18 protein-coding genes and 2 pseudogenes are annotated in these 23,632 nt (G+C 66.6%); 6 read left to right on the top strand and 14 right to left on the bottom strand.

Annotated features, from left to right (window positions below; all coding sequences use genetic code 11):
* The 6 genes and pseudogenes from AB0C62_RS34990 to AB0C62_RS34965 form a co-directional block, all read right to left on the bottom strand.
* The coding region (locus AB0C62_RS34990) for a hypothetical protein (protein ID WP_362980196.1) at positions 1 to 325 on the bottom strand (325 nt) is incomplete at its 3' end.
* A 97-nt stretch (positions 326 to 422) separates the two neighbouring features.
* Positions 423 to 4,193: a LamG domain-containing protein gene (locus AB0C62_RS34985; RefSeq protein WP_362980194.1), complete on the bottom strand. Its 3,771-nt coding sequence runs from the start codon at positions 4,191 to 4,193 to the stop codon at positions 423 to 425.
* A 733-nt stretch (positions 4,194 to 4,926) separates the two neighbouring features.
* Positions 4,927 to 5,157: pseudogene (locus tag AB0C62_RS34980) on the bottom strand (lamin tail domain-containing protein); the annotation flags it as partial.
* A 138-nt stretch (positions 5,158 to 5,295) separates the two neighbouring features.
* Positions 5,296 to 6,147: a helix-turn-helix transcriptional regulator gene (locus AB0C62_RS34975; RefSeq protein WP_362980192.1), complete on the bottom strand. Its 852-nt coding sequence runs from the start codon at positions 6,145 to 6,147 to the stop codon at positions 5,296 to 5,298.
* A gap of 24 nt (positions 6,148 to 6,171) precedes the next feature.
* Positions 6,172 to 6,699 carry a DUF6879 family protein gene (locus tag AB0C62_RS34970; protein ID WP_362980190.1) on the bottom strand — a complete coding sequence of 176 codons (528 nt, stop codon included), beginning with the start codon at positions 6,697 to 6,699 and terminating at the stop codon, positions 6,172 to 6,174.
* Entirely contained in the window at positions 6,671 to 6,931 is a 261-nt protein-coding gene (locus AB0C62_RS34965; RefSeq protein ID WP_362980188.1) for a hypothetical protein, read from the bottom strand. Before AB0C62_RS34965 ends, AB0C62_RS34970 begins: the two co-directional genes overlap by 29 nt.
* Before the next feature lie 632 nt (positions 6,932 to 7,563).
* On the opposite strand from AB0C62_RS34965, the gene AB0C62_RS34960 reads away from it, so the two are divergent.
* Positions 7,564 to 7,710 carry a hypothetical protein gene (locus AB0C62_RS34960; protein WP_362980186.1) on the top strand — a complete coding sequence of 49 codons (147 nt, stop codon included), beginning with the start codon at positions 7,564 to 7,566 and terminating at the stop codon, positions 7,708 to 7,710.
* 233 nt (positions 7,711 to 7,943) lie between these two features.
* Here the strand turns inward: AB0C62_RS34960 and AB0C62_RS34955 are convergent.
* A pseudogene (locus tag AB0C62_RS34955) lies at positions 7,944 to 8,135 on the bottom strand (hypothetical protein); the annotation flags it as partial.
* A 149-nt stretch (positions 8,136 to 8,284) separates the two neighbouring features.
* On the opposite strand from AB0C62_RS34955, the gene AB0C62_RS34950 reads away from it, so the two are divergent.
* The 4 genes from AB0C62_RS34950 (at position 8,285) to AB0C62_RS34935 (ending at position 11,714) form a co-directional block, all read left to right on the top strand.
* Entirely contained in the window at positions 8,285 to 8,419 is a 135-nt protein-coding gene (locus AB0C62_RS34950) for a hypothetical protein (RefSeq protein WP_362980184.1), read from the top strand.
* A gap of 61 nt (positions 8,420 to 8,480) precedes the next feature.
* The gene (locus AB0C62_RS34945) at positions 8,481 to 9,284 is read left to right on the top strand and encodes an aminoglycoside phosphotransferase (RefSeq protein WP_362980182.1); all 804 of its coding nucleotides are present in this window, start codon (positions 8,481 to 8,483) and stop codon (positions 9,282 to 9,284) included.
* Between the two features lie 314 nt (positions 9,285 to 9,598).
* Entirely contained in the window at positions 9,599 to 9,772 is a 174-nt protein-coding gene (locus AB0C62_RS34940) for a hypothetical protein (protein ID WP_362980180.1), read from the top strand.
* Positions 9,773 to 11,189: 1,417 nt separating this feature from the next.
* Positions 11,190 to 11,714, top strand: a complete 525-nt coding sequence (locus AB0C62_RS34935; RefSeq protein WP_362980178.1) for a hypothetical protein — start codon at positions 11,190 to 11,192, stop codon at positions 11,712 to 11,714.
* A 452-nt stretch (positions 11,715 to 12,166) separates the two neighbouring features.
* Here AB0C62_RS34935 and AB0C62_RS34930 read toward each other — a convergent pair whose 3' ends face one another.
* From AB0C62_RS34930 to AB0C62_RS34905, 6 genes are all read right to left on the bottom strand, one after another.
* Positions 12,167 to 12,682 carry a hypothetical protein gene (locus AB0C62_RS34930; protein WP_362980176.1) on the bottom strand — a complete coding sequence of 172 codons (516 nt, stop codon included), beginning with the start codon at positions 12,680 to 12,682 and terminating at the stop codon, positions 12,167 to 12,169.
* 69 nt (positions 12,683 to 12,751) lie between these two features.
* Positions 12,752 to 13,213 carry a hypothetical protein gene (locus tag AB0C62_RS34925; protein ID WP_362980174.1) on the bottom strand — a complete coding sequence of 154 codons (462 nt, stop codon included), beginning with the start codon at positions 13,211 to 13,213 and terminating at the stop codon, positions 12,752 to 12,754.
* Positions 13,179 to 13,598, bottom strand: coding sequence for a hypothetical protein (locus AB0C62_RS34920; RefSeq protein WP_362980172.1), 420 nt, complete (start codon positions 13,596 to 13,598; stop codon positions 13,179 to 13,181). Before AB0C62_RS34920 ends, AB0C62_RS34925 begins: the two co-directional genes overlap by 35 nt.
* Before the next feature lie 364 nt (positions 13,599 to 13,962).
* A complete protein-coding gene (locus tag AB0C62_RS34915; RefSeq protein WP_362980170.1) occupies positions 13,963 to 14,664 on the bottom strand; it encodes a restriction endonuclease in 702 nt (233 codons plus the stop codon).
* Entirely contained in the window at positions 14,661 to 14,927 is a 267-nt protein-coding gene (locus AB0C62_RS34910; protein ID WP_362980168.1) for a hypothetical protein, read from the bottom strand. Before AB0C62_RS34910 ends, AB0C62_RS34915 begins: the two co-directional genes overlap by 4 nt.
* An 837-nt stretch (positions 14,928 to 15,764) precedes the next feature.
* On the bottom strand, positions 15,765 to 17,558 hold the full coding sequence (locus tag AB0C62_RS34905) for a DEDDh family exonuclease (RefSeq protein WP_362980200.1): 1,794 nt from the start codon (positions 17,556 to 17,558) through the stop codon (positions 15,765 to 15,767).
* A 418-nt stretch (positions 17,559 to 17,976) separates the two neighbouring features.
* Here AB0C62_RS34905 and AB0C62_RS34900 point away from each other — a divergent pair, with 418 nt between their 5' ends.
* Positions 17,977 to 23,037, top strand: coding sequence for a hypothetical protein (locus AB0C62_RS34900; RefSeq protein WP_362980166.1), 5,061 nt, complete (start codon positions 17,977 to 17,979; stop codon positions 23,035 to 23,037).
* Between the two features lie 4 nt (positions 23,038 to 23,041).
* Here AB0C62_RS34900 and AB0C62_RS34895 read toward each other — a convergent pair whose 3' ends face one another.
* A complete protein-coding gene (locus AB0C62_RS34895; protein WP_362980164.1) occupies positions 23,042 to 23,404 on the bottom strand; it encodes a hypothetical protein in 363 nt (120 codons plus the stop codon).
* Positions 23,405 to 23,632 lie beyond the last annotated feature (228 nt).

Genomic DNA, 23,632 nt, shown 5'->3' with positions numbered 1-23,632 from the left:
GAGTGGCGGAGCCGGCGCCGGGCCAGGTGACGGTGCGACGCTGGTCGGTGCGGGCACGCCGGGAAGCGGCACGGTCGGCTGCGGCCGACTCCTTGACTATCGCGGCGTTCTTCTTGTTGATCTTTGCCGTGAACGGAGTGACCTTGACGGGGACGGGCTTCTTGACATGCCCGGCGCCGAGGGGTTCCGCGTCGTCGGCGAAGGCCACGGGGGTCAACAGGCCGGGGATCAGGGCGAGGCCCGCCGCCGCTGCGATCCGTCGGAGCCAGGGACGGGCAGGGGTGTTGGTGCCTCTCCTGGTCGGGCCGGAGGCCAACTGCTTCATGACATGTCTCCTCGCGTGCGGCCGCCCGGGAAGCGGGGCGGCCGTACGCCGTCAAGGTCTGCTGGGGAAGTGAGCGGGTGAAGGGGGCTGGTGACAGCTACGTCGAAGGCTGAGCGATCTGGTCGTTCACCTGGCCCGGCGTCATCGCGCCGGTCCACACACGCAGTTCCGCCAGGTCACCTGGCAGGTAGTTGTTTGCGGACCCGGCTGTCTGTCCGCTGCCGGCCGAGAGGACGCCGCTGCCCTGTTGCGGCACCGCGAGTCCGGCAGCCTGATCGCTTGCCTGGGCGAAGGGGCCGACGAACAGGTTGGCGACTCCGAAATGCTGGGAACCGTCGTTCGGGGCGGAGAAGTCGGCCGTCGCGTCGAAGACGCCCGTGACGTCGACCCATGTGTCAAATTCCTTGGCGCCGACGGGTAGTTCGGCGGGAGCGGTCGCGGTGGTGATGGCCTTGCCAGTGGAGTCGACCGCCGTGCGCCCGAACGTCCACAGATAGGCGCCGTTGACCTTCTCGATCCACAGACCCCAGGAAGATTCCTTGCCGCCTGGTGCGGCCTGGGCTGCCACCAGTCCGCGGTAGCCGTTGGGCTTGGCGTCCAGCAGCGTCTTGTTCAGGCGGACGCGTGCTGAGACCGTGAAGGAGCCGGTTTCATCGATCACCGGGCCGGTGGCGGACGCGTAGCCGGATGTGCCGTTCATGACCAGAGCGGTGGCGTCCTCGCCGGCCAGTGAGGCGCCTGTGTGCAGAGCCAGACCGCCCCGGCTGTACGGGAAGGAGGTACTCACCGGGTTGTCGGGGTCTTCCGGACTCTCGATGACCTGGCTCCCGGAAGGGGGCGAGATGGTGGCGTCCCAGTGTGCGACGAGTTCGGTGGCCGGTACGCCGTCCGGGTCGAGACGGAACTCCTGCCGGATTTGGTCCGGCTGACGTGCGTCCTGCCACACCGCTACTTCGTCAAGGAGTCCGAAGAAGTACTCCCCGCCGGTGCCGGTCTTCACCGAGCGGCCAAACTGGAGGCCGCCGGTCGCGGGCCAGGGCGTATACGACGCGGCCGCGTCGGCGAGGACCACGGGATCGCCCTGCGGCTGACCGTTGACGAACAGCTGGATCGTATCGTCGCTCGTCGTCGTTTCCTTGTTGACGGCGAAGACACCTGTCAGGTGCGTCCACACCTTGAGTGGCGGGTTCGCCGCATCGGCGAATGAGCGGATGAACACCGGGCTCGCCGTGTCCTTGTCCGTGCGGTTGAAGACCCACTTCTTGTAGGTGGACGAGTAGTACAGGGCGAAGGCGCTGCTGTTGGTTCCCGGTTCGGACAGCACCATCCGGTTCTCGGAGGCGTCCGTGAGGTACACCCATGCCGAGACAGTGAAGGAGCCCTGGGTATTGACGGCGGGGGTGGCTGTTGCCGCGTATCCGATCTGCTCGGGCGCGGTGGAGGTGGCGTCGTTCAGGCGCAGTGAGTAGTCTCCCGCGCCGCGGCGTGCCCGGGTGGAACCGCCTGTACCAGCCTCGCCGACCAGTGTCGCAGTGTGGCGGGTACCGACGGTGGCCGTGTCGGCCGCCGTCATGGTGCCGGAACCGGGCTTAAGTTCACCGAAGTGCCAGCGCCCGCTGGCATCGGCGGCCAGATCCACCTTTGTGTAGAAGAAGGCGGGAGGGCCCCACCTGATGTTTCCGCTCTTGTCGAACTTCAGGTCGCTGGCCTCAACCGACAGGGTCTGCAGGCCGGGCAGGCTTGGCTTGATGTCGGTACGGGTCACCGGGGCGTTCGTAGTGGCCGCGTTCACCGTTTTGGCCGCGGCGGCACCGGTGTTCATGAATCGCCAGCGGTAGGCCTTCACATCCTTGTCCGCTGCGTTCGGGCTGAAAGTGAACGTTCCCGCGACGCCAGGCCCTCCGTTGGGTGCGCAATCATCGGTCAGACACGCCTGGTAGGGGCCGGCTGAGGTGATGGACGGCTGCTTCGGGGCTGTGGAGTCGATTCTGAGGTAGCACCACGACGAGTAGGGCGAGTACAGGTCCCCGTCGTCCCCGTTGTAGTTCCAGTTCGACTGGGTGCGGGCATGGAACCGGTACAGACCCTGGTCGGTCAGTTTGCTGGTTGGGATCGTCTCCACTGTGCCGTCGGGATCCCACCCGTGTTCCGGTGCGTAGCCTTTCCAAGCTTGTGACCAGGTGCCTGAGCTAGTACCCGTGCTGGACTTCTCCATGAGGAACTCGGCCTGCAGAAAGCCCTCTTCGTCGCCCTCGTGCTGTTCCACCTTGGTCTGGACGCTGGCCCTGACGCGCGGTGTGTCCACGGTCGCTGTCAGCGGGTCGGACGCAGTGGTCTTGCAGGTTGCGACGTCCCCGGTTCCCGGGATGGCCCCGACCGACGTGGGCACACCGGGGGTGTGGACGTACCAGACCTTCAGTTCGGCGTTGTTGTCGAAGCGCTTCCATGCCCGCGGTTCGGTCTCGTCCTTGGCCCGCAGCATGAACGTCAGGCGGGAGAACTTGCCGTCTGCGAAGGCCCTGACCGTGGAGGCGAGGTTCTCGTCTGGTTCAGTCGGGTTGTCGTTGAACTCAATCCAGGAGTTGGGCTGTTCGGGAGAACAAAGGTCGCCGCGGCCTGCCGAGACGTACTTGTCGCCCATCTGATCCAGCTGTGTAGGGCCGGGCCAGGTGGTGCCCTCGTTGATGTTGTCGGTGCGCTCCAGGTCGACCCAGTAGGGGTTGCAGTTGAACGACCAGGTCTCGTAGGCGCGGAACGTGGCGTCGAGGACATGCTTGCCGGCCAGTTCGTCGGGGCCGAACTCGAAGTACATGCGGTCGGTGTAGGGGCTCGAGGCGCAGCCGTAGCCGTCGGCGATCCCGCAGCGGCCCACGCCCTTGGGCTCGCTGAACTTCCAGAATTTGTCGCCGTCCGAGGAGAGCTTGGTCCACTCCGAGCGGCCGAGGCCCACGGGAGGGTCGATGAACACGGGGTAGACAGTGTCCTGTCCGCGGAGCAAGTCCAGGTCCGGCTTCACGGACAGCGTGCCGGCGCCGACGGTGACAGGGAGCTCCGCGGTGGCGTCGCCCTCGTCTGGCTGAGCGGGGTCAGTACGGGCGTCTTCCTGTTCCGCTTCGGGCTGAGACTGCCGGACCGCGGTCGAGAGGAGTTGAGTCTGAGGTCCGCTGTCATCGGTGCCGGCAGAGTCCCACATTTGGCCGGCCGGTCCGCGGAAGACGGCGTTGCCGTCCGCGTCCAGGGCCCGCACGCCGCCGCCTGCACCCGGAGCGACGCTCAGGCCGTCCCCGGTAGCGGTGAGCTTGATCTTCTCCAGCTCGGCGCTGGCGGCGGCCTCGGCGGTGTTGACCACCACGACCTCGCGGTAGCCCTCAGCGGTGGCTGTCAGTTGCAGATCCGCGCCGGTGACGGGCACGTTGGCGTAGGTCGCCGTCGCCCCGTCCAGTGTCGGAGCGGGCAACGACGAGGGCCAGCCGAGCTTGAGCTCTTGGTCCTCATGGCCGAGTCGCAGCAGGCTGGAGCCGCTACCCCCGCCGGAGAAAGACATGTCCACTACGGCCGACTTCGGCCCGACCGTGCCGTCCGCGCGCTTTTCCAGTGTGACGTCGATGTCCCGCCATGCGCCGCCCGCACCCCGGGCCCGCTGCGGCTCCGTCGACTGCGTCAGTGTGAAGGTGCCGTCGGGGTTCGCGACCGTGGTTGTGTACTCCGACCGTGCTGAAGTGACCTCGACCGACTCCCCCGTCGCCGCCGCCTTCTGAGATGCGGACTCCTCCGTAACCACTGACGCCGGCGCAGCAGCGCGGGCGTCACCGGCAGCAGCAACGGTCACTGCCGGCAGAAGCGACACCAACGCCGCGACCGCGGACACGCCGCCAACTGTGCGACGCACAGCGCCTCTTCGTATGCGGGCACGACAAGTCCCCCACCCCAGCCCCACAGTCCCCACCCCAGAGTCACAGATCGTTCACAGACTGGGCGAGTTAACGATGCGCCACTTCCCAGCGTCAATGTGACCTGTGACACCTTTCGCGATCTCGTCGACGCTGTGAGCAGCGCAAATGTCCATCCCTATCCGAAGCGTGGCACATCATCAAAAACGTCCCTTGCAACACTCCCCGTGTTCACCGCCACGACATCACCGCATGATTTCAGCCAGGCGCACCAAATGAGGGACCTCAAAGACCACGGCACCGACAGCCCCAACAGAACCTGGCAGAAGAGGCGTTCAGCGCACCCCAGCAGCGTCGGACTGACTTGATTCAGCCATGCCCAAAGAGACCGACAGCACCGTGATGACCGAAGGTAACCAGAACCAACCCACCGCAGATGGCGTGTATCACCAGGCCGCACCCCCGCCGACCACGCAAAATTCCTACCCCCGAGAGCACTGGAGCGGCAGAGATAGCGAGATCTCCCGGCCGAGGGCAGTGCCGCTCAACAACCCCTCCTACCCCATCCAGGCGGCCGAGCCGCTGCTGTCCGCTGCAATCGACGTCGTCGAGAAGCAGGGCTGGCAGCTGGACAGCATCACTTCCTACGGCGGCCCCAACCCGGACTACCCGTTCCGCCCGTGGGGGCCCGTGGTGCATGGGCCGTGCTTGGTGGACGCGGACGGTGGCGCGGCCGGCGAGGCGGTAGTGGTCGAAGGTATAGGTGCGGCCGTCCTCATCCGCGAGGGTCCAGCCATCCAGGTTCACGCCATGGCGGGAGTAGTTGGTGATCTCCACCCACTCACTGTTCAGGGAGCGGTTGTCCCAGCCCGGGGAGTCGTACTGGACGCTGCTGATCTCCACCGCCGCGGTCACGGATACGGTCACAGGCTCCCCCTGCATCGTGCGGGCACCAACCCACACGCCCTGACGGCGGTCGGGTTGTGCCGTGTGCGGGTGGCGGCCGGCCGCTCGATGTCACGCCGAACGGGGCGTCGATGCGATCGGTGGCGCCGACAAGAGCGGTCCGCAGCCATCTGCTCAGCGCAACGCCTCGATGGCTTTCACTACCAGAGCTCGCGCCTCCGCCCCGTACACGGCCATGCTGCGCAGCTCCTCGAACGCGGCCAGGTACAGAGCGATCTCGCTGGGCTGGGTGACACGGACCTGAGCAGAGAGGAGCTCCACCGAGACGAGGGTGTCGTCGTACATGTGGAACAGCTCCTGCGGCCACAGCCGGCGCTCCTGGGTCGCGCTCGGGATGATGCCCAGCGACACTGCCGGAAGCGCACCAGCGGTCAGCAAGTGCCCGAGCTGGGCGGCCATCGCGTCGGAGTCGCCGAGTTGGAAGCGAAGTACGCCCTCTTCGATCAGCAGGACGAACCGGTGCCCGGGCTCATGGATGATCTTCGACCGTTCCAGTCGGGCCGCTGCAGCCTGCTCGGCGTCGTCGGGAATGTCGAGGAGCCGGGCGTTCGTGGACAGCAGGGCCCGCGCGTAGCCCTCGGTCTGGAGCAAGCCGGGGACGAGGGTGGGCGAGTAGACCCGGAACAGGCTGGTCGACTGGTACAGCTGCACGTAGCTGCCCTGGAGGCGAGCGAGCCCGGCACGGACCTTGCGTTGCCACTCAACGTACTGCGACTCGGCCTCGCGTGACTGCACGATGATGTCCGCGGCGTCACCCTCGGCATCGCAGGCACGGCACCAGCGGCGGACGTCCTCGGGCGTGGGCGGGGTGCGCGCATTCTCGATGCGCGAAGTCTTCGGGTGCGTCCACCCGCAGCGCTTGGCCAGCTCAGTGCCTGTGATGCCCGCGTCGGCGCGAAGGTCACGCAGCCGTGCTGCGACCCGCTCGCGCGCAGCCTGGGCGGAGGATGACGGGGAGATTGGCATGAGCTGGCCAGGGTGCCTTTCGTACTAGCTGATCTCGTAGTGCTCGTGCGGGATCGCCCGATCCCACACCGTCTCGAATGCGTCCGCGCACAGCTTCGCCGTGGCCGGATCACTGCTCATCTCGCCGCCGCCCGATGCTCCGGCTCCGGTGAAGTGGTTCCACCGGATGAGCTGTCCGTCGATGAGCCAGAAGTCGTTGCCGGGCAGCGCAATGTCCGAGGCTCGGCGGCGGGGCAGCCAGCGGACTTGTTCGCCGGCCTGGACGTTGACGTCGGTGGCGGCGTGCTCGTAGCGGATGTAGTCGTTGACGGGCTCGGACACGATGCGGGCCCGGCGGACCACGACTCCGCGGCCGACGGTCCGTCGGATGAGTTCCACCCAGGGCCCCCAGTAGGGCGAGGCCGGATCGGTGTCCCGCTCGCCCGTGCGCCGCCAGTGCTCGAGGTCGTCGGCCTCGCCCGCGACTCCGTACGCGTCACGCATCTCCAGGTGGACGGCGGTGCGCTCCGCGCTATCGAGTAGATCAGCGAAGCTCGGCACGCTCTGCGTCATCGCACGCCTTCCTCAGGATCGGCACCATGCGGGCCGGGATGCGGACTACTGCCTCATGCTCGGGGATGCCCACGGCATGACCCGGCATCTCGAACGCGGCGCATGTTGCCGCGAGTTCCGGACCGGCCGTCCATCCCTGGATGACCAGCTCGTTCTTGGTGTCGTCGACCCAGACGGTCGGGCTCTCGCCCGTTCCCGTGTTGGGGTCGATCCCGATGAACCGTAGTGTCATCGCTTCCTCCGGCGCTCTGGGTGTTCGCGGATGTTCACCACGGTCAGCCGTCTGAGGTAGTGGGTCAAGAGAGCGAATGCGCCACTGACCTGGGCGAGCAGATTGCTATGAACATCGGTGAACATTGCTGGCTGTGGCGTACATCGCGTCTCTAGCGTCGGGAGGCAGAGGAGAGCCCGGCGACCGCGAGAACGGTCCCGGGTATGGCCGACTGGTTGGAGTCGACATGCCGCAGCCTATGCAAGCCGCAGGCCCCACCGACAGCCCGCAGGTCCACCGCTGGTGCCACTGGCACAGGGGCCCGTCGGAGACCGCGGTTCTAGTGGACGCGATCGAGCGGAACAGTGCGCCGCCGATCGCTCTTTACGCGTGTGCTCCGTGTCGCGAGCAGCGTGGCCTGATCCCGCTGTCGGAGCTTTCGTGAAGACGGTCGAGACCATACCCGAGTGCAGCCTCGCCGAGCACGCGAGGTGCGACGGTCCCGGCGACGTCCGGCGCCCGGGCGCGCCAGCCTGGGAGGCGGCGCTCCTGACGATCCGGTGCGGTTGCTCGTGTCATGGCAACAGCCCCTGGACTGGCCGCGTTTCGCAGGCGTATCCGCCGGTCCAGGCCCGACGAGTTGGAGGTGTCCGGTGAGCACGAAGACCCTGCCTCACCACACGCTGTTCGCTCTCGGGGGCGTCTGCTGGGCTGAGCACAGCGTGACGTACGTCCACTGCACGCTGCCCACTGGGCACAGCGGCGGGCACTGGCACGCGTACAGCAAGACGAGCTGGTGAAGACTCCCGGGGCCGGCGGATCAACCCGCTTTCAAGGTCCGCTACCGGCGCGTCCCCCGTTGCCGCGTCTGACGGCCACGGCTTCTCATCGCCACGTCGCCTGCAACGTCGGGCCTTCTGCGTGATCCCGCACGCCCTCGTCGGCATCGCGCGCGGGCACCACCGTTGACCAGTCGCTGCGGTGCGTGCCTGCATGCCTGATCGTTTGAGAAGGAGACGTACAGGCTGGCCTATCAGTCGAGCCGTTGCAGGACTTGTGTGAACTCGCCGTTCTCGATCAGACCGGTGAGGACCTGGGTCATGTTGCTGATGCCGGGATCGCGGACGATGAGCCCGTCCGAGCACCAGAAGTAGCGGCCTGCGGGGGCTTCCCCGCTGGCAGCCCACCGCTTCATCAGGACCTCGACCTGGTCGAGGGTGATAAGCAGATCGCCGAGGCCCTCATGCTTCGCACTGGTGGATGCTGCGGCTGCAAGCTCTCAGCCACCTGCCGCGTGTGCCGACCGATGGCACGGGTCTTCTAGGAAGCGAAGGCACCACTCAAGAACTACTGCCAACACGGAATGAGGTAATCATGACTGCTGTCATGGTCGAGATCACGCCCGCCCCCGCCACCGTCGACCCGGAGGCGGTCGTCCTGGTCGCCGACGTCAGCGAACTCACCGCGAGCGTGGTGCCCGGCTGCGGCGACGACAACCCGTACAACTAGTTCAGCTCAGTTGGGGCCGCGCATCGCGCGCGGCTCCAACGCCCGTACTTCTGGAGACTTCATGCCCACTCCGCGTATCACCGAGGTGCCGGACGAAGTGCGCTCGCTGATCGAGAAGGCCAGCGGCCGGATTGCCACCGTCGGGACCGTCGACGGAGGCCTCAACAGTTCCATCGCTGTCACCGTGCGGACCAGCAGCCGCACCCTGTTCGTCAAGGGGCTGCCGCTCGATCACCCGCGCGTCTGGACGCAGCAACGTGAGGCGGACATCGCCCCGCACGTGCGCGGCGTCGCCCCTGAACTGCACTGGTTCGTCGAGGCCGACGGGTGGAGCCTCCTCGGATTCCAGCACGTCGAGGGACGGCACGCCGACTTCACGGCCAACTCTTCCGATCTGCCGGCCATCTCTGCAGCTATTACGCAGCTCGCCGAGGTCCCCGCCCCCCGCATCGAGCTGAAAGCGATGGCGCACCGGCTCCGCGACTACGTCGACGACCCCGCCGACCTGACGTGGTTCGAGGGGGACAGCCTCCTTCACACGGAGTGGAACCCGCAGAACATCCTCATCACGGATGCCGGCGCCCTGTTCGTCGACTGGGGATGGGCATCCACCGGCGCAGCATGGATCGACCCCGCGCTCTGGCTGCTGTGGCTCATCGCCCACGGCCACACTGCGGAGCAGGCCGAGGGTGTGGCGTCCGCACACCCCGCATGGAAACTCGCCCCGCCCGCCGGCCTCGACGTCCTCGCCGGCGCTCAACAGCGCTTGTGGGACTCCATTGCCGTCCAGAGCCCCGACGAATGGGCGCAGCCGATGCAGGCTGCCGCCCTGGCCTGGAACATGCACCGTCAACACCAGCGCTGACCCGATACATCCCGCTCGCCCGCACCCCGAGGGGGACGAGCGAGGCTTTGTGCTGCCTCAAAGGAACCAGCGGCGACGCTGGTAGAGCACAACTGGAAGCAGATCCTCTCAAGATCGTTCTTGCACAATTGTGCAAGAACGATCTTGAGGGTCATGTGCGGCGATCCTCACGCAGCTGCGGAACGCTACGGCGAGGTCGGCACCCGCGAACCGACGACCCGTCACCCTCGTTACAGAGCCGACAGTGGAGCATCCCAAATTTGGGAGAGGCTGATGGGGCACGTCTGCACCCTCGGCCTCACCACGAGGAGCAGGTGTTCCTCAGGCTCATCCTGTCCATGGCCGGCATCGGGAACACCCCGCTGTCCGCCGTGTGGGACTCGGCGGGCGCCGCCTGCATCATCCTCCAGGGCATCGCCCGCCTGGCCGGCAACGACACTCACGCGGTCGGCCGGCGGGACAGGCCACTCGCGAGTTCCGCCTTGTGATCCTGCTCGACGACGTGCGCTACGCGTCCGTCGGCCAGCTCTCCCTCGCCTACGCAGTGAACAGACCCCGCACCGCCCGACCGTCCTGAACATCGACTGATGGGCGGCGGCATCCGGGGGTCCGGCGCAGCGACGGAGCTGCCCGGCGTTGTCCAGACGGGGTCGTCACCCCTGCGCCCACTGCTCGTCTCCGCCCTGCTCCCCTTCTCTCTTCTTCAACCGGACTGTCAAAAAGCGGCTCTAGAGGGGATGTCGGCATTCCGACCACGGCCGAAAGAGGGGGTTGAGCTGCGCGGATCTCCGTACCGACTACTGGTCTCGCGCAAGAGATGTCGCAAGAGATGCTGCAGGAGATGGAGCAAGAGTTGCTGCAGGAGATGTGGTGCCCCGCCCGGCCCGTTGGGCGTGAGTCTCCGGTGGAACTGCAGTATGAACCTTCAGACGGTGCGGTCAGCGTCGATGCCCGGCGCCGGCCTTGGCGCCACCTCGTCGGTTGCTCCACCCTCATCGCCACGACCGAGTAAGAGGACAAAACTGCGGATTGCCACGGGAGATGGGTGCCCATTGCCGTGGTCGGGCTCATGGTCGGCCCCAACCATAGATGCGCACAGCGCACTCACGCCGCACTGCGCGACCCGATTGCGCACCACAAAACGGCCCTGTCCAACGACGGCGGTGCGCAACTGTTGCGCACCGGGCAGGCGGCCTCGGCCTGACCGTCCTTCGACTGCGCAGTGGCTCCGTCTCTCCCGGAACGTGTCGTGCGTCGCCGAGCAGCCTGGTGGGTCATGGTCGAGTCTGTGGTCGGGTCTGTGGTCGGGCCGACCACGGGATTCTTGCTCCCATCGAAACGGTGTTCGGTCTGGTGGTCGGTGTGGTCGGGGCCGCTCGGTGGACTTACTCCAAGGCATCAACAGCCCTTACGACCAGGGCGTTTGGATATGCAACTCGGCAGAGTGCTGTCGGACCTCGTGGCTGCGGGCATCACGCTGGAGAGACCGCGGCGGGCGCGCACTCCTCGCGTAACTGTCGGCGAGCCGCCATCGTCGCCGACCCACTCGACGTCTCTCGAACGCTTGTGGCATGACCACGGTCCGCGGGTCGGAGCCTTGCGCAGTGATGGGCACTGTTCATCGGTGCCTGACTGCGCAACGGCTCGTATGGCGCCACGATTGCGCACGCACGGCTTGCGCAGTCGATGACGACGGGTGCGCAGCGGTTGCCGGTGGAGTGTTCGGGCTGTCCGAGCGGCAGGCGCGTCTTGAGGGCGGACAGGTAGGCGTCATTGGCGTCCAGCGCCGTCTCCGCGTGCGGCGCCGGCCGGGTGAAGCTCGAGGCATGCTCAAAGTCGTCACTGATCTGAGGTTCGTCACTCAAGCAGGTGTGGACGGTCTCTCATCACGTCAAACTGGGCCTCATGTCTGCGCTGTTGAGCTTGCTTGCCGCCCCAACCGGAGCAGTCGCGACCACTCTGATCGGCGTCTTCGCGGGGAGCGTGGTCAGCAGGAGGGCGCAAGACAGGCACTGGGTCCGGGACCAAGTGGCAGCAACGTGCGCGCGCGTGCTTCGCGAATCATCAGGCGTGCTCGTGGACCTCAGCGAGATGGAAGCCGCTCGCCCCGACTTGGTTCCACAGGGCGTCGTGCTCCCCACCACCATCGACTGGCGCCCCTGGAACGAGGCCCTGAGCATGGTCAACCTCGTCGCCGAAAAGGACATCGCAGAAGCCGCCCACGCCCTCGACGAGCAGATATGGCGCCTCCACATCATTGTCAAACGTGGCCTGGCACCTGAGGAGAGCTGGCTCGATCTGCGGTTGCGTGTGGTATCAGCGCAGAACAACTTCATCACCACCGCGCGCCGTCAACTCTCTCTGGCCGGAGATCCGCTCCACCGCTTCTCGGGACGGCCTGCTCCGGACGACCCGATCTGGACTTCATGACCGGATTCAGGCCCTAAGGCTCCGCGTATGCAACGTCCCCGGATGGGCTCGGCGATCCCTCCGGCCCACGTTGTCCTCGCTCCGGCATGAGCGCGCCACGGGCGCTTCGTGCTGTCACAGGTCCGAGGCGTCCGCGGTGTTTGCGTAGTTCGATGGGGCGTGGGTTGGCCGGGCGTGACAGTGCGACGCCAGGCGCCGGTGCCCTCTGCCGCTGCCTCGTGGGTGGCCCGGAAGTCTCCCTCGACGGCCGGCGATAGGAACGTCGATGCCCCTCATGTTCGGTGGCGTTCGCCGTGAAGGTGGCGACCGCGTAGGCGGTGGTGCCATCCTCGCTGACCGCGCCGGTCGTGTACGGGTCCGGCACTGTCTGTGCGCCGCTCTACGCAGGCCACGATCAGTTCGCCCTACAGGACACTGGGAGACCCTCCTCCTGCGCGTGCCGGCAAACGGGTTCAGAGGATGTTGCGGAGGTCGATGAGTGAAGGGTCTTGTGTGAGGTATGTGCGGTAGCGGCCTTCGGCGAACATGTCTCGTAGATACATTCCGGGGAAGTCGAGGATCTCGCGCCGATTGGCCAGTGAGATCCGGACCCGGTAGCTGCTGTCGCCGTCGAGGACCAGCACGTCGCACCAGTCGGGTTCGGATGCTTCGATGCCGACGATGCTGATGCGGTCGTCGGCCATGGGGCCGACCCAGGACGCGAGGTCGTCCAGCAGCCATGCCATGTTCATCCAGGCGGGCGCGTCGGCTGCGGGCTGCCAGTCGTAGATGCGGCGTGCCTCGCGGTCGGTGGCGGGCGGCTCGCCTTCGAAGTAGAGGGGTGGTGCGGGTGGGCCGCTGGTTTGCGTGAACTCGATGGTGCGGGGCCGGAGTTTAAGGGTGGTGACGCGGAAGCTGTCACGGCCGAGGTCGAAGGCGGCTTCCGAGGCGTGGGTGAGGAATTTGCTGTCCAGATCCAGATCGGCCACGACGTTGTCTTCCTGGGCGCAGAGCCGTCCCCAACCGGGTGGTTGGGGACGGCCGGGTTGGATTGTGGCTTACCGAAGTTTGGTGTAGGACCCGATGTAACGGTATCGGTCTTCGGTGGTGGCTTCTGGGATTGCCCACGCGAGCGGGGTGTATGCGGCGGCCAGCTTCTCGCTGGCGGTGGCGGCGAGTTCGGTGGTGAGCCTCGAGGTGGACAGTGAGTTGGCCAAGGGCTCGTAGGAGCTCAGGCACGTCTCGGTGCCGTCGTCCGCGTCGCCGGGTTCTGGGGTGGCGGGGGTGTTCTCGTCCTCGGTGTCTTCCTTGTCCACGACTTCGCCCTCGGGTGCCTCGCTGTTGTCGGGAGCATCTTCTTCGGGGATGCTCCCGACGTCCGGGGTGGCAAGGGACCGGTTTTCCTTGGCCAGGGTGGTGCTGACCCAGTTGGGGCACCGGACGACGCCGACGCAGTACATGGTGATGACGCCCTTGTCTTGGCCGTCACGTTGTATTTTCTCGTTGACCGAGAGGATCATCTTGTACTGCTTGGCTTGACGAGGGTGCAGACCAGACCCCGTTTCGGCACCGGTATTTTCCGGCGTAGCCCGTCATGTGGTAGGTCGTCGAGTTTCCGAGGCGGTTTCGGAAGGGGGACTTGGCGATGTACTCGACGGCGGAGTACTTCGTGATGTTGTGCTTCTTCTTGACTTTGTTCCAGCCGAATCCCTTGTCTTCCGCACGGTTGTAGTAACCGACGCGTAGGGAGGCTTTGCCTGGCCCTGAGTAGTCGAGGTGCTTGAGGACCCTGTAGGCCGGGTTGGCTGCGGCCGCTTCGGCTCCGCTGCTGGTCATGGCAGCTGCCGGATTGGCGAAGGCGCCGAGTATGACGGTGGTTGCGATCCCGCCCACCGCGTTGTGCACTCGGTTCACTCTGATTTCCCCCCTAAAGATCTGCGCCGGATGTAAAAGTCGGCACAAATCGTGACTCCAGGCAGATCGCGATCAAGGGGCAAAGGCTTTCGATCCAAGACGGCCACTTCAAGACACCGGGCAAAACTAAACGGACCGGACTCGCTGCTGTGACGCGCTTGTCCGGTCCGGGCGGGCTCCTGCGAGCGGGCGACGCGCTCGTGCTGGCGCCGTGGCCGAATCGGTTCGTCTTGCGGGCGTGGACGGGCGGTTGGAGGTGGAGGGCCATCCACGGCCGCGGCGGATCACGTTCCCGGAAGCAGTGGCGCCATCGCAGGCTCGATGGGGCCGGTGGGAGTTCGGGAGGTCTCCGCCGTCAGGACAGTGCGGTTGGCCTGCGGGGCGGTGGGACCAGGGGCAGAAGGTCCCACAGGGGACGGTTTCCTGTGGCCCACTGGGCCAGGACTTGGCGGTCGACCAGGTGCAGGCGTTGCTGTCGGGCGAAGTCGCGTCCGGGTTGGGTGATCCGTCCGTTGGTCACCATGACGATGACGTCGCCTTGGTGGACGGGGCGTCCGGTCCCGTTGAGGACTTGCAGGTCGGGTGTGCCGACTGCTGATCCTTTGGTGCCGCTTCGGCGGTGCTTGCACTGGATGACCCAGCGTCGGCCGTGAGGATCGGTGGCTTTCACGTCGGCGCCGAGGTCTCCCCTGCCTCCCACGCGAAGCGCGTCGGAGCAGCCGTCGCGTCGCATCAGGTCGCGGACGGCGTCTTCGAATTGCTGGTGTGTGAGTGCGTCGAGCTGGGAGATTGCGTACCGCAGGGCGCGTTGTTGGACTCGCTCCCATTCTCTGCGCTGTGTGCGCTGCTGCCACCATCCGCCGCCGGCGAGCGCTGCCAGCAGGAGGGCTGCGATCAGGATCCACCAGTGGGTCAGCAGCCAGTTGACGATCATCACCAGGAGGCCGATGGCGGCTGCGACGGCGATGCCTGCGGTGGCGAGTTGGGTGTCGTGCTGTTTGTGTCGCCGGGTCGGGCGTCGTGCAGGTCGTCGCCGCGCGGGCGGGCGGCGGGTCACCGGTTGCCTTCGAGGGTGGAGAAGTCGATGGGGTAGGAGACGGTCGACGTCGGCCGCTTTGTCCTGGGCTTGGGGGTGTCGAACGTGATCGGGTAGGAGACGGTGGAGTGCGGTTGAGGTCCGCGGGGTGTGTCGCCGGTGCTCTGGTTGTAGAGGGCCGGGTACTGGCGGGGCGGTTCTTGCCGGCCGGTGTTTTGCGGGCTGTGGTCTCCGTTGTGGCCGAAGGCGATCGTGGCCAGGGCTACGACGGTGATGATCGTCATCTCTCGGCGTGCGCCTGGTGCCCATCGTGAGTGGCCGCGTACGGGCGTCCCGTCGGAGCGCACATAGGGTCGAATGAACGGCATCTGATCCCCCCACAGGTCAGTCGTCTTGTCGTGGGGACCATGCTGGCGGGGGGCACTGACAAACGATCAGCTGAGGGCGGGCCGACCTGCAGGCATGCGCTTGTTCAAGACATCTGCAGGTCAGCGCGTCCGTCAGGGTGTGTCTGGAAGTCTTCGAACGATGCTCGCGCCTGTGTTTTGGATGCGTCTCGTGCAACCTCAGATGCTGGGGATCCTGCATCCGGTTCGGCAGTGTGAGGTGTTGTCCGCGGACGACATCCTTGGACACTGACGAGCGTTGCAGGCAACCCGAGCCCTTCCCCTCCCCCGGCGGCGGAGCGTTGCCCGCCCGGACTGCCTCCGGCGCAGCCTTGTGAGCATGGCGGTGGTCGCACGTTCGCTAGGGCTTGGGAGGGACGTGAGGGGCGCGGCGTAGGGTTTGCCGTCCGGTGGCGTGATGCAGGGCAGGTGGTCGTGGGCGACCGCTGCTTCGAGCCAATGCAAGGGTGGCCGGGTAGTGTTGTCGAGTTTTTCGCGTAGGCAGTCCGTGACGGGTCACGGTGGTTGCCGGGGTGGCCCGGCATGCTTGGGGGCCTGTACGAACCCGCAAGCGGGGAGAGCGTAAACCGGGTGGCGACGGCGAGGCGGTCGTTCGCCACCATCCCAACGCTGCGTGAGCTATCGGGCCACCGGTTCCGGTGGCCCGATCACCCCGTTCCACGGCCGGTGGCAGCCCAGCAGCAGAACAGTTCAGCTCCGCAGGCCTGCGAGGGGTCAGGAGATGATGTCGACGCCGAAGTTGCCTGCCAATAGGCCTAGTTGGTGGTCGTAGCCCTGCCCGACGGCACGGACGCGCCATCCTGGACCGCGCCGGTAGATCTCGGCGAGCAGCAGCGTCTGCTCGGTGGTCGCGGCGTCCAGGGTGGCCTGCGCGAGGGCTTGGGCGCCTGTTTCCTGGGTGACGGTGATTTCGATGGCTCCGGCTTGGGCGAAGGTGCCGGTTCCGTCGATGGCGGCGGCGATGACGACTGTGCGGACGGCGTCGGGAAGGGTGTGCAGGTTGACGCTGACGGCTTGTTCGCTGGGGCCGTCGGTGGTCAGACGTACGCTCGCGTCGGGGCTTTCGGGAGCCCCGTAGAAGATGAAGTCCTCATCGCAGGAGACTTGTTCGTCCTCGTCCAGGAGGAAGGCGACCACGTCGATCTCGCAGCCGGTCTGATGGCCCCAGGACGCGGTGACCGTCCACGTTCCGGCGTTGTCGTGCGTGGTGGGCAGATCGAGAACACCGCCGCGGGGCAGGACGGGGGTAGCAGCCGGGGCGGTCGTCTGCGCCTGTGCGGCGGTGTCGGATGACGGTGTGATAGTGGTGAGCCAATGGGCGTCGTGCACCGGTAGCCCGCGGGCCGTGATGTGGGGCATGCGGCGGTCTGTGGTTCCGTCGGCCAGAAGGATCACGTCGGTGACGCCGGTCGAGAGATTGACGGCGGCGGCTCCACCCAGTTCCACAATGCGGGTGCGCAGCGCCGAGGCCTGGTCGTGGGGGCCGCCCAGGACCAGGATCCGGCGCCCAAGGAGTGGCTGTGTGGAATCCGGACGGCCGGTGCGCCGTTGGGCGGGTAGGGACGGCGTCGGTGTCGTGGGGCTCGTGTGGGTGGTTCCCGGCTGCACGGTGGTGAGCAGGCCGAGGAACGTCTCTTCGGTGATCATGGGTATGGCTGCGCTGTGTGCCGCACGATATTTGGCGCTGTCGGAGTCGGAGTCGTTGGTGATCAGCACGCTGGTGTGTCGGCTGACCGAGGTCATGACGTTCAGTCCTGCCGCGACGGAGCGGGCGATGAGTTCTTCGCGCGCGGTGTGGGTGTCACCGGTGAAAGCGACCTTCATGCCCTGCACCGGCGGGGCGCCCTGGGCGAGTCGGCCGGGGTTGCGGTGCGCGCAGCGGGTTTTGGGCACTCGGGGCGGATAGCCCGTCCCTTGCTTGGGCGGGCACGCCACCAGTGGCAGGGCGAGGCCGAGCTCCTGTGCTGCGGACAGCGAACCGCGCAGGATGCCGGCGAGGACCCGGGCGTCGTCCAGAGCATCGTGCGCCCGCTGCTGTGGGACTCCGTAGTGGGCGGCGAGTGAGCCCAGTTTCAGGTCATCGGTGGGCGGTGCGACCCGTCGGTTGAGTGCGAGCGTGCACATGCGTTGCGAGACCGGCAGCCAGGAACGGGCCCGGGCGAACTCGTGCGCGAGGAACTCATAGTCGAACTGAGCGTTGTGGGCGACCATCACACGGCCGGCCAGCAGTGTCCCGATGTGATCGGCAACCTCCTCGAACACGGGAGCGCCGCGCAGCCGTTGCGGTGTGAGGCCGTGGATGTGTACCGGCCCGGGATCGCAGCCCGGATCCAGCAGCGTGGAGAACTCCTCCACCAGTTCGCCGGATGGATCGAGTGTCAGGACAGCCACTGAGAGCACCCGGTGTTCATACGGCCTCAGGCCCGATGTTTCCACGTCCACGATGGCCCACCCGGTGGCTGCGGACCGGGTGTTGAACACGTCATCGGCTATAGACACCCCGTTCATGCTGGTCAGCATCTCCTGTTCCGGGCGTGCTCCTCAAATCTGCCGGCGTCTCGGACGGCAGGGACCGGCTCGCCGCTTTCCCATCGGTTTCCGCTCGAGTACGCGAGGGGTCACGGAAGGCAGTGTCCGTGTGTGACGCTGCGCACCGCGTTTCCGGGGCTTTGTTCCACGTGGACGTGCGACTGCCCTGCTGTGTGCGCTGGGCGGGCGCCGTCGTCGTCGATGACAGTGAAGTTGTTGCGGGTGCGCGCGCGTAGATGCTGACCGGGTGTCTCTGCGTGTCCGGACGCACTCGTAAGTAGGACGTTCCTGGGCATTGGCACGCCGCCCCCTGCCATTCCTCGCTACGCTACGTTCCGTCGTCACGTCGGCACGGTGAGCAGTGGGCGTGGCTTCGTTATGCGTCGGGGGGTAAGCGTTGGGGCAGCCGAAGATTTCCTTTGACACGGCGTGCGGGCTGACCGGCACGCAGATGGAGCGTGTCAAGGACGCGCTGCTGAATGTGGCGGTCAGCGACGACGCCGGTGCCGGGGAGGCACAGTGGCGGGAGCAGGGCCGGTGGCCGGCCGATTTGAAGTCGGTTTTGGTTCACGGCCGGCTGGCCGGGGGGCGCGGTGGAGCGGACGTCCTGGAGATCAGCGTTGCGCGTGCGGGCCGCCCTGCCTCCTTGCAGGCTGCCAAGTTGATGCCGTATGCGGAGGCAGTCAAGGAGTGGGAAGCCTACGGAGATCTGCGGGCGACGCTCGACTCTTCGCTCTACGTGCCGGTCGCTGCGGTCAGTCGGGCTGTCCACGACCGCCGCGGGGACGAAATGCCCTGCAGCGTGGTGGTGTACCGGCATGTCAGCGCTTGGGATCATGTGCCGGGTCGTCTGGAGTCGTTGGAAGATCTTGTCGCGGATGCGGTGGCCTCGCCGGAGCGGTTGGAGGAGTGCACGCAGGCCCTGGCCCGCGTGCTGCAGTCGCTGTCCGTGAATCTGTACGGTGCGGCGCGGTTGGAGGAAGTGGATCTGGAGGCAGAGAACCAGCGCCTCGGGGTCGATCTGCATCTCAGGGTCGACAAGGTCGAGGGCAGCGGTGCTTCTCTGCGGCTGGTGGACGGCAATCCACGGTCCGATGAGGTTTTCCATCGGCCGTCGTCCTCGGAAGTGTTGCGCAATGCGACCTCTCCTCCGGGCCCGGGCCGCTCCCTGAAGTTGGGAGACCGGGCCGAGATCATGCTGGAGAAGATCGTCACCGAAGGCCAGTCGGTGCGAGGCGAGTACCGTTCTTCGCGGGTTCGGGTGGAACTGGACGGGAAGGCGTCACAGCCTCAGCAGGCCAACAAGCTTCGCAACGGTCATACGGTTGTGGTCCAGGGGCGGCTGGCTGCACTGCGAGCGCAGGAGTGGTCGGACTTTCTCAGGAAGCACTTCGGCGGCTCGGACACATTCCACGAGGACGTCGCCGCGCAGACCCTGGAGTATGAGGGAGTGGTTCTTGGCCACCCTCTGGCAGCCCTGCACACTCTGCTCGTCGCTGACGCATCCGAGCGGATGCGCTCACCCGCGCACGGCGACCTCAACCCACGCAACGTGATCTTGTCGGGTGGCACTCCCTTCTTGATCGATTTCGCTACGTTCACGAAGGACGCGTTCACGTTCGAAGACATCTCCTGGCTGGAGATGTGCATTCTGCGCGACTGTGTCGCCAAGCACCTGACATTCCAGGACGTCGTCCTTCTGCAGCGCTATCTGGGCCTGTTGACCCTGCTGCGTCCGCACTGGGATGAACAGTCACTTCAGTCGGCAGCCACTTCGTTCGCCGACCTTTTGAGCGAGGACCGACCTGTCCTGGGACGCTGTCTGCTGATCTTGTGGCAGGTGCGATGCGCGATCTGGAAGACCGTCCCCGGTCCCTGCCGCACCCTGTGGCCGCAGCACTACCTCGAACATCTCGTGCTTTCGGCCTGTCGTACGTTCAAGTGGCCCTCTCCGGACTCCCCGGAACGGGTACAGGTGTCCGCGGCCGCTGCGGGCGTGGCATCGGAATTCCTCTCCCTTGACGCTCTGCTGCAGCACTGGAGCGATGAGGACAGGGAGACGGTCACCCGGGTCCTTGTCGCGTCCGACCACGGCGACCAGGTCACGGAGCGTCTGCTGGAAGCAGCCGTGGCCACGACCCGTGACGGCGTGCTGCGCGACCGGGTGCTGAAGCGATTATCGGAACGGCCTCTGCGCGAGGCCCTGGACAGCATCCGCCAGCGCGACGCGGATGTGCCGCCGGCGGATGACCTCGGCTGGGACGACAGCACCTATATCAGCCTGGAGGGCCGGCAGCTTGCCCCTGGGGAACCCTATGTGCAGCAGGGAGACGGCGCGCTGACCCTGCAGGCCCGCGGTTGCCTGGAGCTGCTGGGACAGCATCCTGCGGTGATCTTGCTGGCGGAGCCGGGGGGCGGGAAGTCGAGAATCGCCCGTGAACTGCGTACGCGCCACAGCAGCGTCCAGACTGTGACAGCGCCTACGAGTGCACTGCTTCCGCTGCAGGCCACAGCGTTGCAGATCATGGAATTTCTGCACCGGCAACAGGGGCAGGACCGAACCGTGGTGCGGTTCCTACTGCAGCTGGCTGATGTCGGGGAGGCGCTGTCGGAGCAATGGCTTGAGCGCTTGATCTCTCTGGGAGCCGTCCATCTGACCATCGATGATCTGCACGTCGTCTCGGAGCGCGACCAGCGGAGCATACTTGCCTGGATCAAGCGGCTGCGGACTCAACTGCCCGAGCTGCGGCTGCTGGTGTGCCAGCGGGTGGGAGACTTCCACCCGGACGTGCTCAGATGGCCGACGGTGGTGGTCCACAAGGTCCGTGAGAACGCTGCCCGCTCGTACGCTGCGGATGTTTTGCGCATACGCCGTGCTCGGGACTGGCGGCAGATGCTGGCCCGGTTGGAGAACCGTCTGTTCGCCGACCCGAAGGCCGCGGCCCTGCGGGACTTGGCGGGGAAGCCTCAGTTCCTGCGCCTGCTGGTTCAGCATTTCGTGGAGACGGGCGAGGTACCGGCCAACCTCGGCAGCCTGGTCCGTGAGTATCTCAACCGGCTGCTCGGCGCGCCGCCGGCGGACAGCTCTCCTGCCGACCGCCGTCTGTTGCTGCTGGGAGCTGTGGCGGAGGATCTCGGCTCCGCCGGTTCACTCAGTCGTAAGCGGGCCTTGCATGTACTGGGAAACGCCGCGCAGGACGCCGATCCCTGCGAGACGGCGCATCAGGTGCTGGCGTCCCTCCTCGCCACGAGCGTCGTCATCGAGTCCAGCGACCGCATCAGTTTTCGCTACCCGTTGGTGCAGTCCTACTGCGCGGCGATGGCTCTGCAGCGCTATCCCGACGATCAGCTCGCGCGCGTGCAGGAGCTGATCCTGCGGCACGGATGGCGCGAGACTGCTGTGCTGTTGGTTGCCGACGAACGTTCCCGTCCGCGGACCGTGGTCAACGTCGTCAAGGCCGGCGTGGAGGCCAGTCCCTGGTACGGGGCACTGCTGCTGCAGGCGGCACCGGAGGAGTACACGCAGGAGGTCCGGGTGCCTTTCCTGCGCGAGCAGCACGAGGTGCTGCGCTCGCCGTACAGCGGTGTCCCGGCGTGGAAGAGGTCGGCGTACGCGCTGGCAAAGTACGGGGTGCCGGAGGCCACCGACGTCCTGGTCAAGGTCGCGTCTGCCTCGGACAGTGCGGCGGAGGCGGCGCAGGCGGCTCTGGACGGACTGGTGATGATGCATCAGTGGTCCGTGCCCGGGGCCGTGCAACAGCTCACGCAGGTCACGGCGGGGCTGTTGGAGGAGACGGAGCAGCAGGCCGGCAACAGCCGGGATGCCCGTGTCGTGGTGGGAGCCCTGCGCAGCATTCAGGTGGCAGGGCTGAGCGAGCTGGCGGGTTACGTCTGGAGCCGGGTGTCCGCCGACCAGCCGTGGGAGGTTCTCTCCCATGCCTGGCAGGCGTTGAAGGCACTGCGGCTAAGACCCGACCATGTCAGATCGCTGGTCTATGCAGAAGCCTGCCAGGCGCGGCTGCGTACCTCCGACCGTGCGTTGCGTACGACGGCCGACACGGCGACGGCCGCTGCCTTGAACGAGGAGCGGCTCGGAATCCTGCAGGACCTGGCAGCACTGGGCGAGGTGGAGAGCCTGCTGGCCTACCGCTTTCGGGCCGGGCTCGCTGAGTGCCCTGCCTGGGGAGCAATGCTGCAGGAGGCACTGCGCGCGAGACGATTGGGTGCCCGTTCCACAGCGGTGCTGCCCGCCCTCCTCGAAGAGAGTGCCCTGCAGGCGGTCGGGATCGGCTGCGAGCAGTGGAAGCGGCTGCTGGCCCTAGGCGATGAGGACCTGGCCGCGCTGGCCGCTCACTACGTCCTGGCGGCCAAGGATGTGGTGAGCGTGGAGCTGCTGCGGGAGGTGGCCGCGCTGGGGACTGCCCGGTCGCTGTCGGTGGTGGCCGCGTTTGTGCACTGCTTGCCCTCCGACGGGCACAAGTCGCTGGAACAGTTGCTGGAGCCTTTCCTGACGGGCATGGATGCGGCCATGGTCGAGGCCGTGGCCAGTTTCGTCGGCGCCGCCGAAACCCTCCATCAGGACACCGGTCGGCGTCTGGCCCTGCACGTGCAGAATGCTCTGGCTGTGCAGGGGCTGGACCAGGAAGCCCTGCACTGGCCCTGGTGCACCACGTGGCGGCTTGCCCTGCCGCCTCGAGCGGAGATGCCGCTTTTCCTGGCGGAGCATCGCCGCGCCAGCGCCGGGTGGGACGAGGGTCCCGACCCCACTTTGCTGTCGTTGCTGGGGAGCGCGGATGTACTGCTTGATGCTCCCTATGTGAAACCGGTGGCACTGGCGCCGGAGCTGCGCAAGCGACTGGGGGATCTCAAGCCGTCCACGGCGGACGGGGTGGCGGCTCATCAGTTCGTCCTGCTGGCAGCCAGTGCCGGACTGCCCGACGAGCTGCGGTTCGTCAGGCAAGTCGCCGTCGACGAGTACAACGTGCAGACCGTCATCCGACACGCGCACGGCCGGCACGGCCTGGTCGAGGTGACTCTCGCGGCGCACGCTGTCACCGCTATCGGCTACCTGGGCATGCTGGCCGCTCTGGAGGACCCGGACCTGGACGTCGGTGTCACCACCGAGATGCTGCAGGAGATGGGCCGTCTCACCGGTGACATGCATCCCAGCATGGAAAGAGCGCGGCTGATCGCCCTGGGCTATTTCGGCCAGCTGGCTCCCCTGCTGGGTGCGCTGTGTGCCCGGGAGGATCCGATTCTGGCCGAGGCGGTCCGCAACATCGTCAATCACTGGCTGCCCGGTCCTCGAACAAGTACGGGCACGGATCCGTATTTCACCCAGGTGGCCACAACCCTGGCCGAGGAGCTGAATTCGAAACAATTGCCGCCGCAGACACGGGCACTGCTGACGGAGCTTCGTATCGGTATCGAGGACAGACTGGGGCGCTATGTCATCTGACGCATCACAAGCCCATCTCCTTCTTGGCGGCCGTCACCACCACCCGTCGACAGGCAGCGGCCTTGTCCAGGGCAGCCTCTCGCGCAGCTCCCGGCGCCGCGTCTTGGACGGCGCGCTGGCGGCGCAGCAACTCCTCACCGGAGCGCAGCACGTCGGGGGAGGCGAGCAATCGCAGCCGCGTCAGCTGCGAACGCATCTCCCGGTACAGGTGCTGCGCCTCCCCCGTGTCGGTGTCCGCAGTGCCCGGCAGCGAGTGCACGACATCGGAGTGGGCCCAGCTGGCTTCCAGGAAGGCGACGAACGCGTCGGTCAGCGCATCACGGGCCCACCGGTGGCGTTCTCTGCGCCCGCCCACGACGGTGGTCACCACGAGTGTCGCCAAACTTGTGGCCGCGGCAGCCCAGGCAGCCCAGCTACTTGCATCCCCCACCCCAGCATTCTCACAGATCTCTCCCCTGGCCTGCCCGGAGTATTAGTTGACGCAGCAAAATCAGCCGGTTTGTGTATTGGCTGGAACAGCCCGTTTTCGAGACAGTCGTACCAGGGGCGCAAATCTGTTGGCAGCAGGACGAAGCCGGCAACTCTCGGGGGAGGT

This window comes from Streptomyces sp. NPDC048643, assembly GCF_040650615.1.
Lineage (GTDB): Bacteria > Actinomycetota > Actinomycetes > Streptomycetales > Streptomycetaceae > Streptomyces.
This window is presented reverse-complemented; position numbering and strand designations above follow the sequence as displayed.

Bases quoted from the DNA above. Each gene is read 5' to 3' on its own strand.
- AB0C62_RS34935 (WP_362980178.1), top strand. From the start codon at position 11,190: ATGTCTGCGCTGTTGAGCTTGCTTGCCGCCCCAACCGGAGCAGTCGCG.
- AB0C62_RS34975 (WP_362980192.1), bottom strand. From the start codon at position 6,147: ATGCCAATCTCCCCGTCATCCTCCGCCCAGGCTGCGCGCGAGCGGGTC.
- AB0C62_RS34965 (WP_362980188.1), bottom strand. From the start codon at position 6,931: ATGACACTACGGTTCATCGGGATCGACCCCAACACGGGAACGGGCGAG.
- AB0C62_RS34970 (WP_362980190.1), bottom strand. From the start codon at position 6,699: ATGACGCAGAGCGTGCCGAGCTTCGCTGATCTACTCGATAGCGCGGAG.
- AB0C62_RS34905 (WP_362980200.1), bottom strand. From the start codon at position 17,558: ATGAACGGGGTGTCTATAGCCGATGACGTGTTCAACACCCGGTCCGCA.
- AB0C62_RS34950 (WP_362980184.1), top strand. From the start codon at position 8,285: ATGACTGCTGTCATGGTCGAGATCACGCCCGCCCCCGCCACCGTCGAC.
- AB0C62_RS34925 (WP_362980174.1), bottom strand. From the start codon at position 13,213: ATGATCCTCTCGGTCAACGAGAAAATACAACGTGACGGCCAAGACAAG.
- AB0C62_RS34910 (WP_362980168.1), bottom strand. From the start codon at position 14,927: ATGACGATCATCACCGTCGTAGCCCTGGCCACGATCGCCTTCGGCCAC.
- AB0C62_RS34945 (WP_362980182.1), top strand. From the start codon at position 8,481: ATGCCCACTCCGCGTATCACCGAGGTGCCGGACGAAGTGCGCTCGCTG.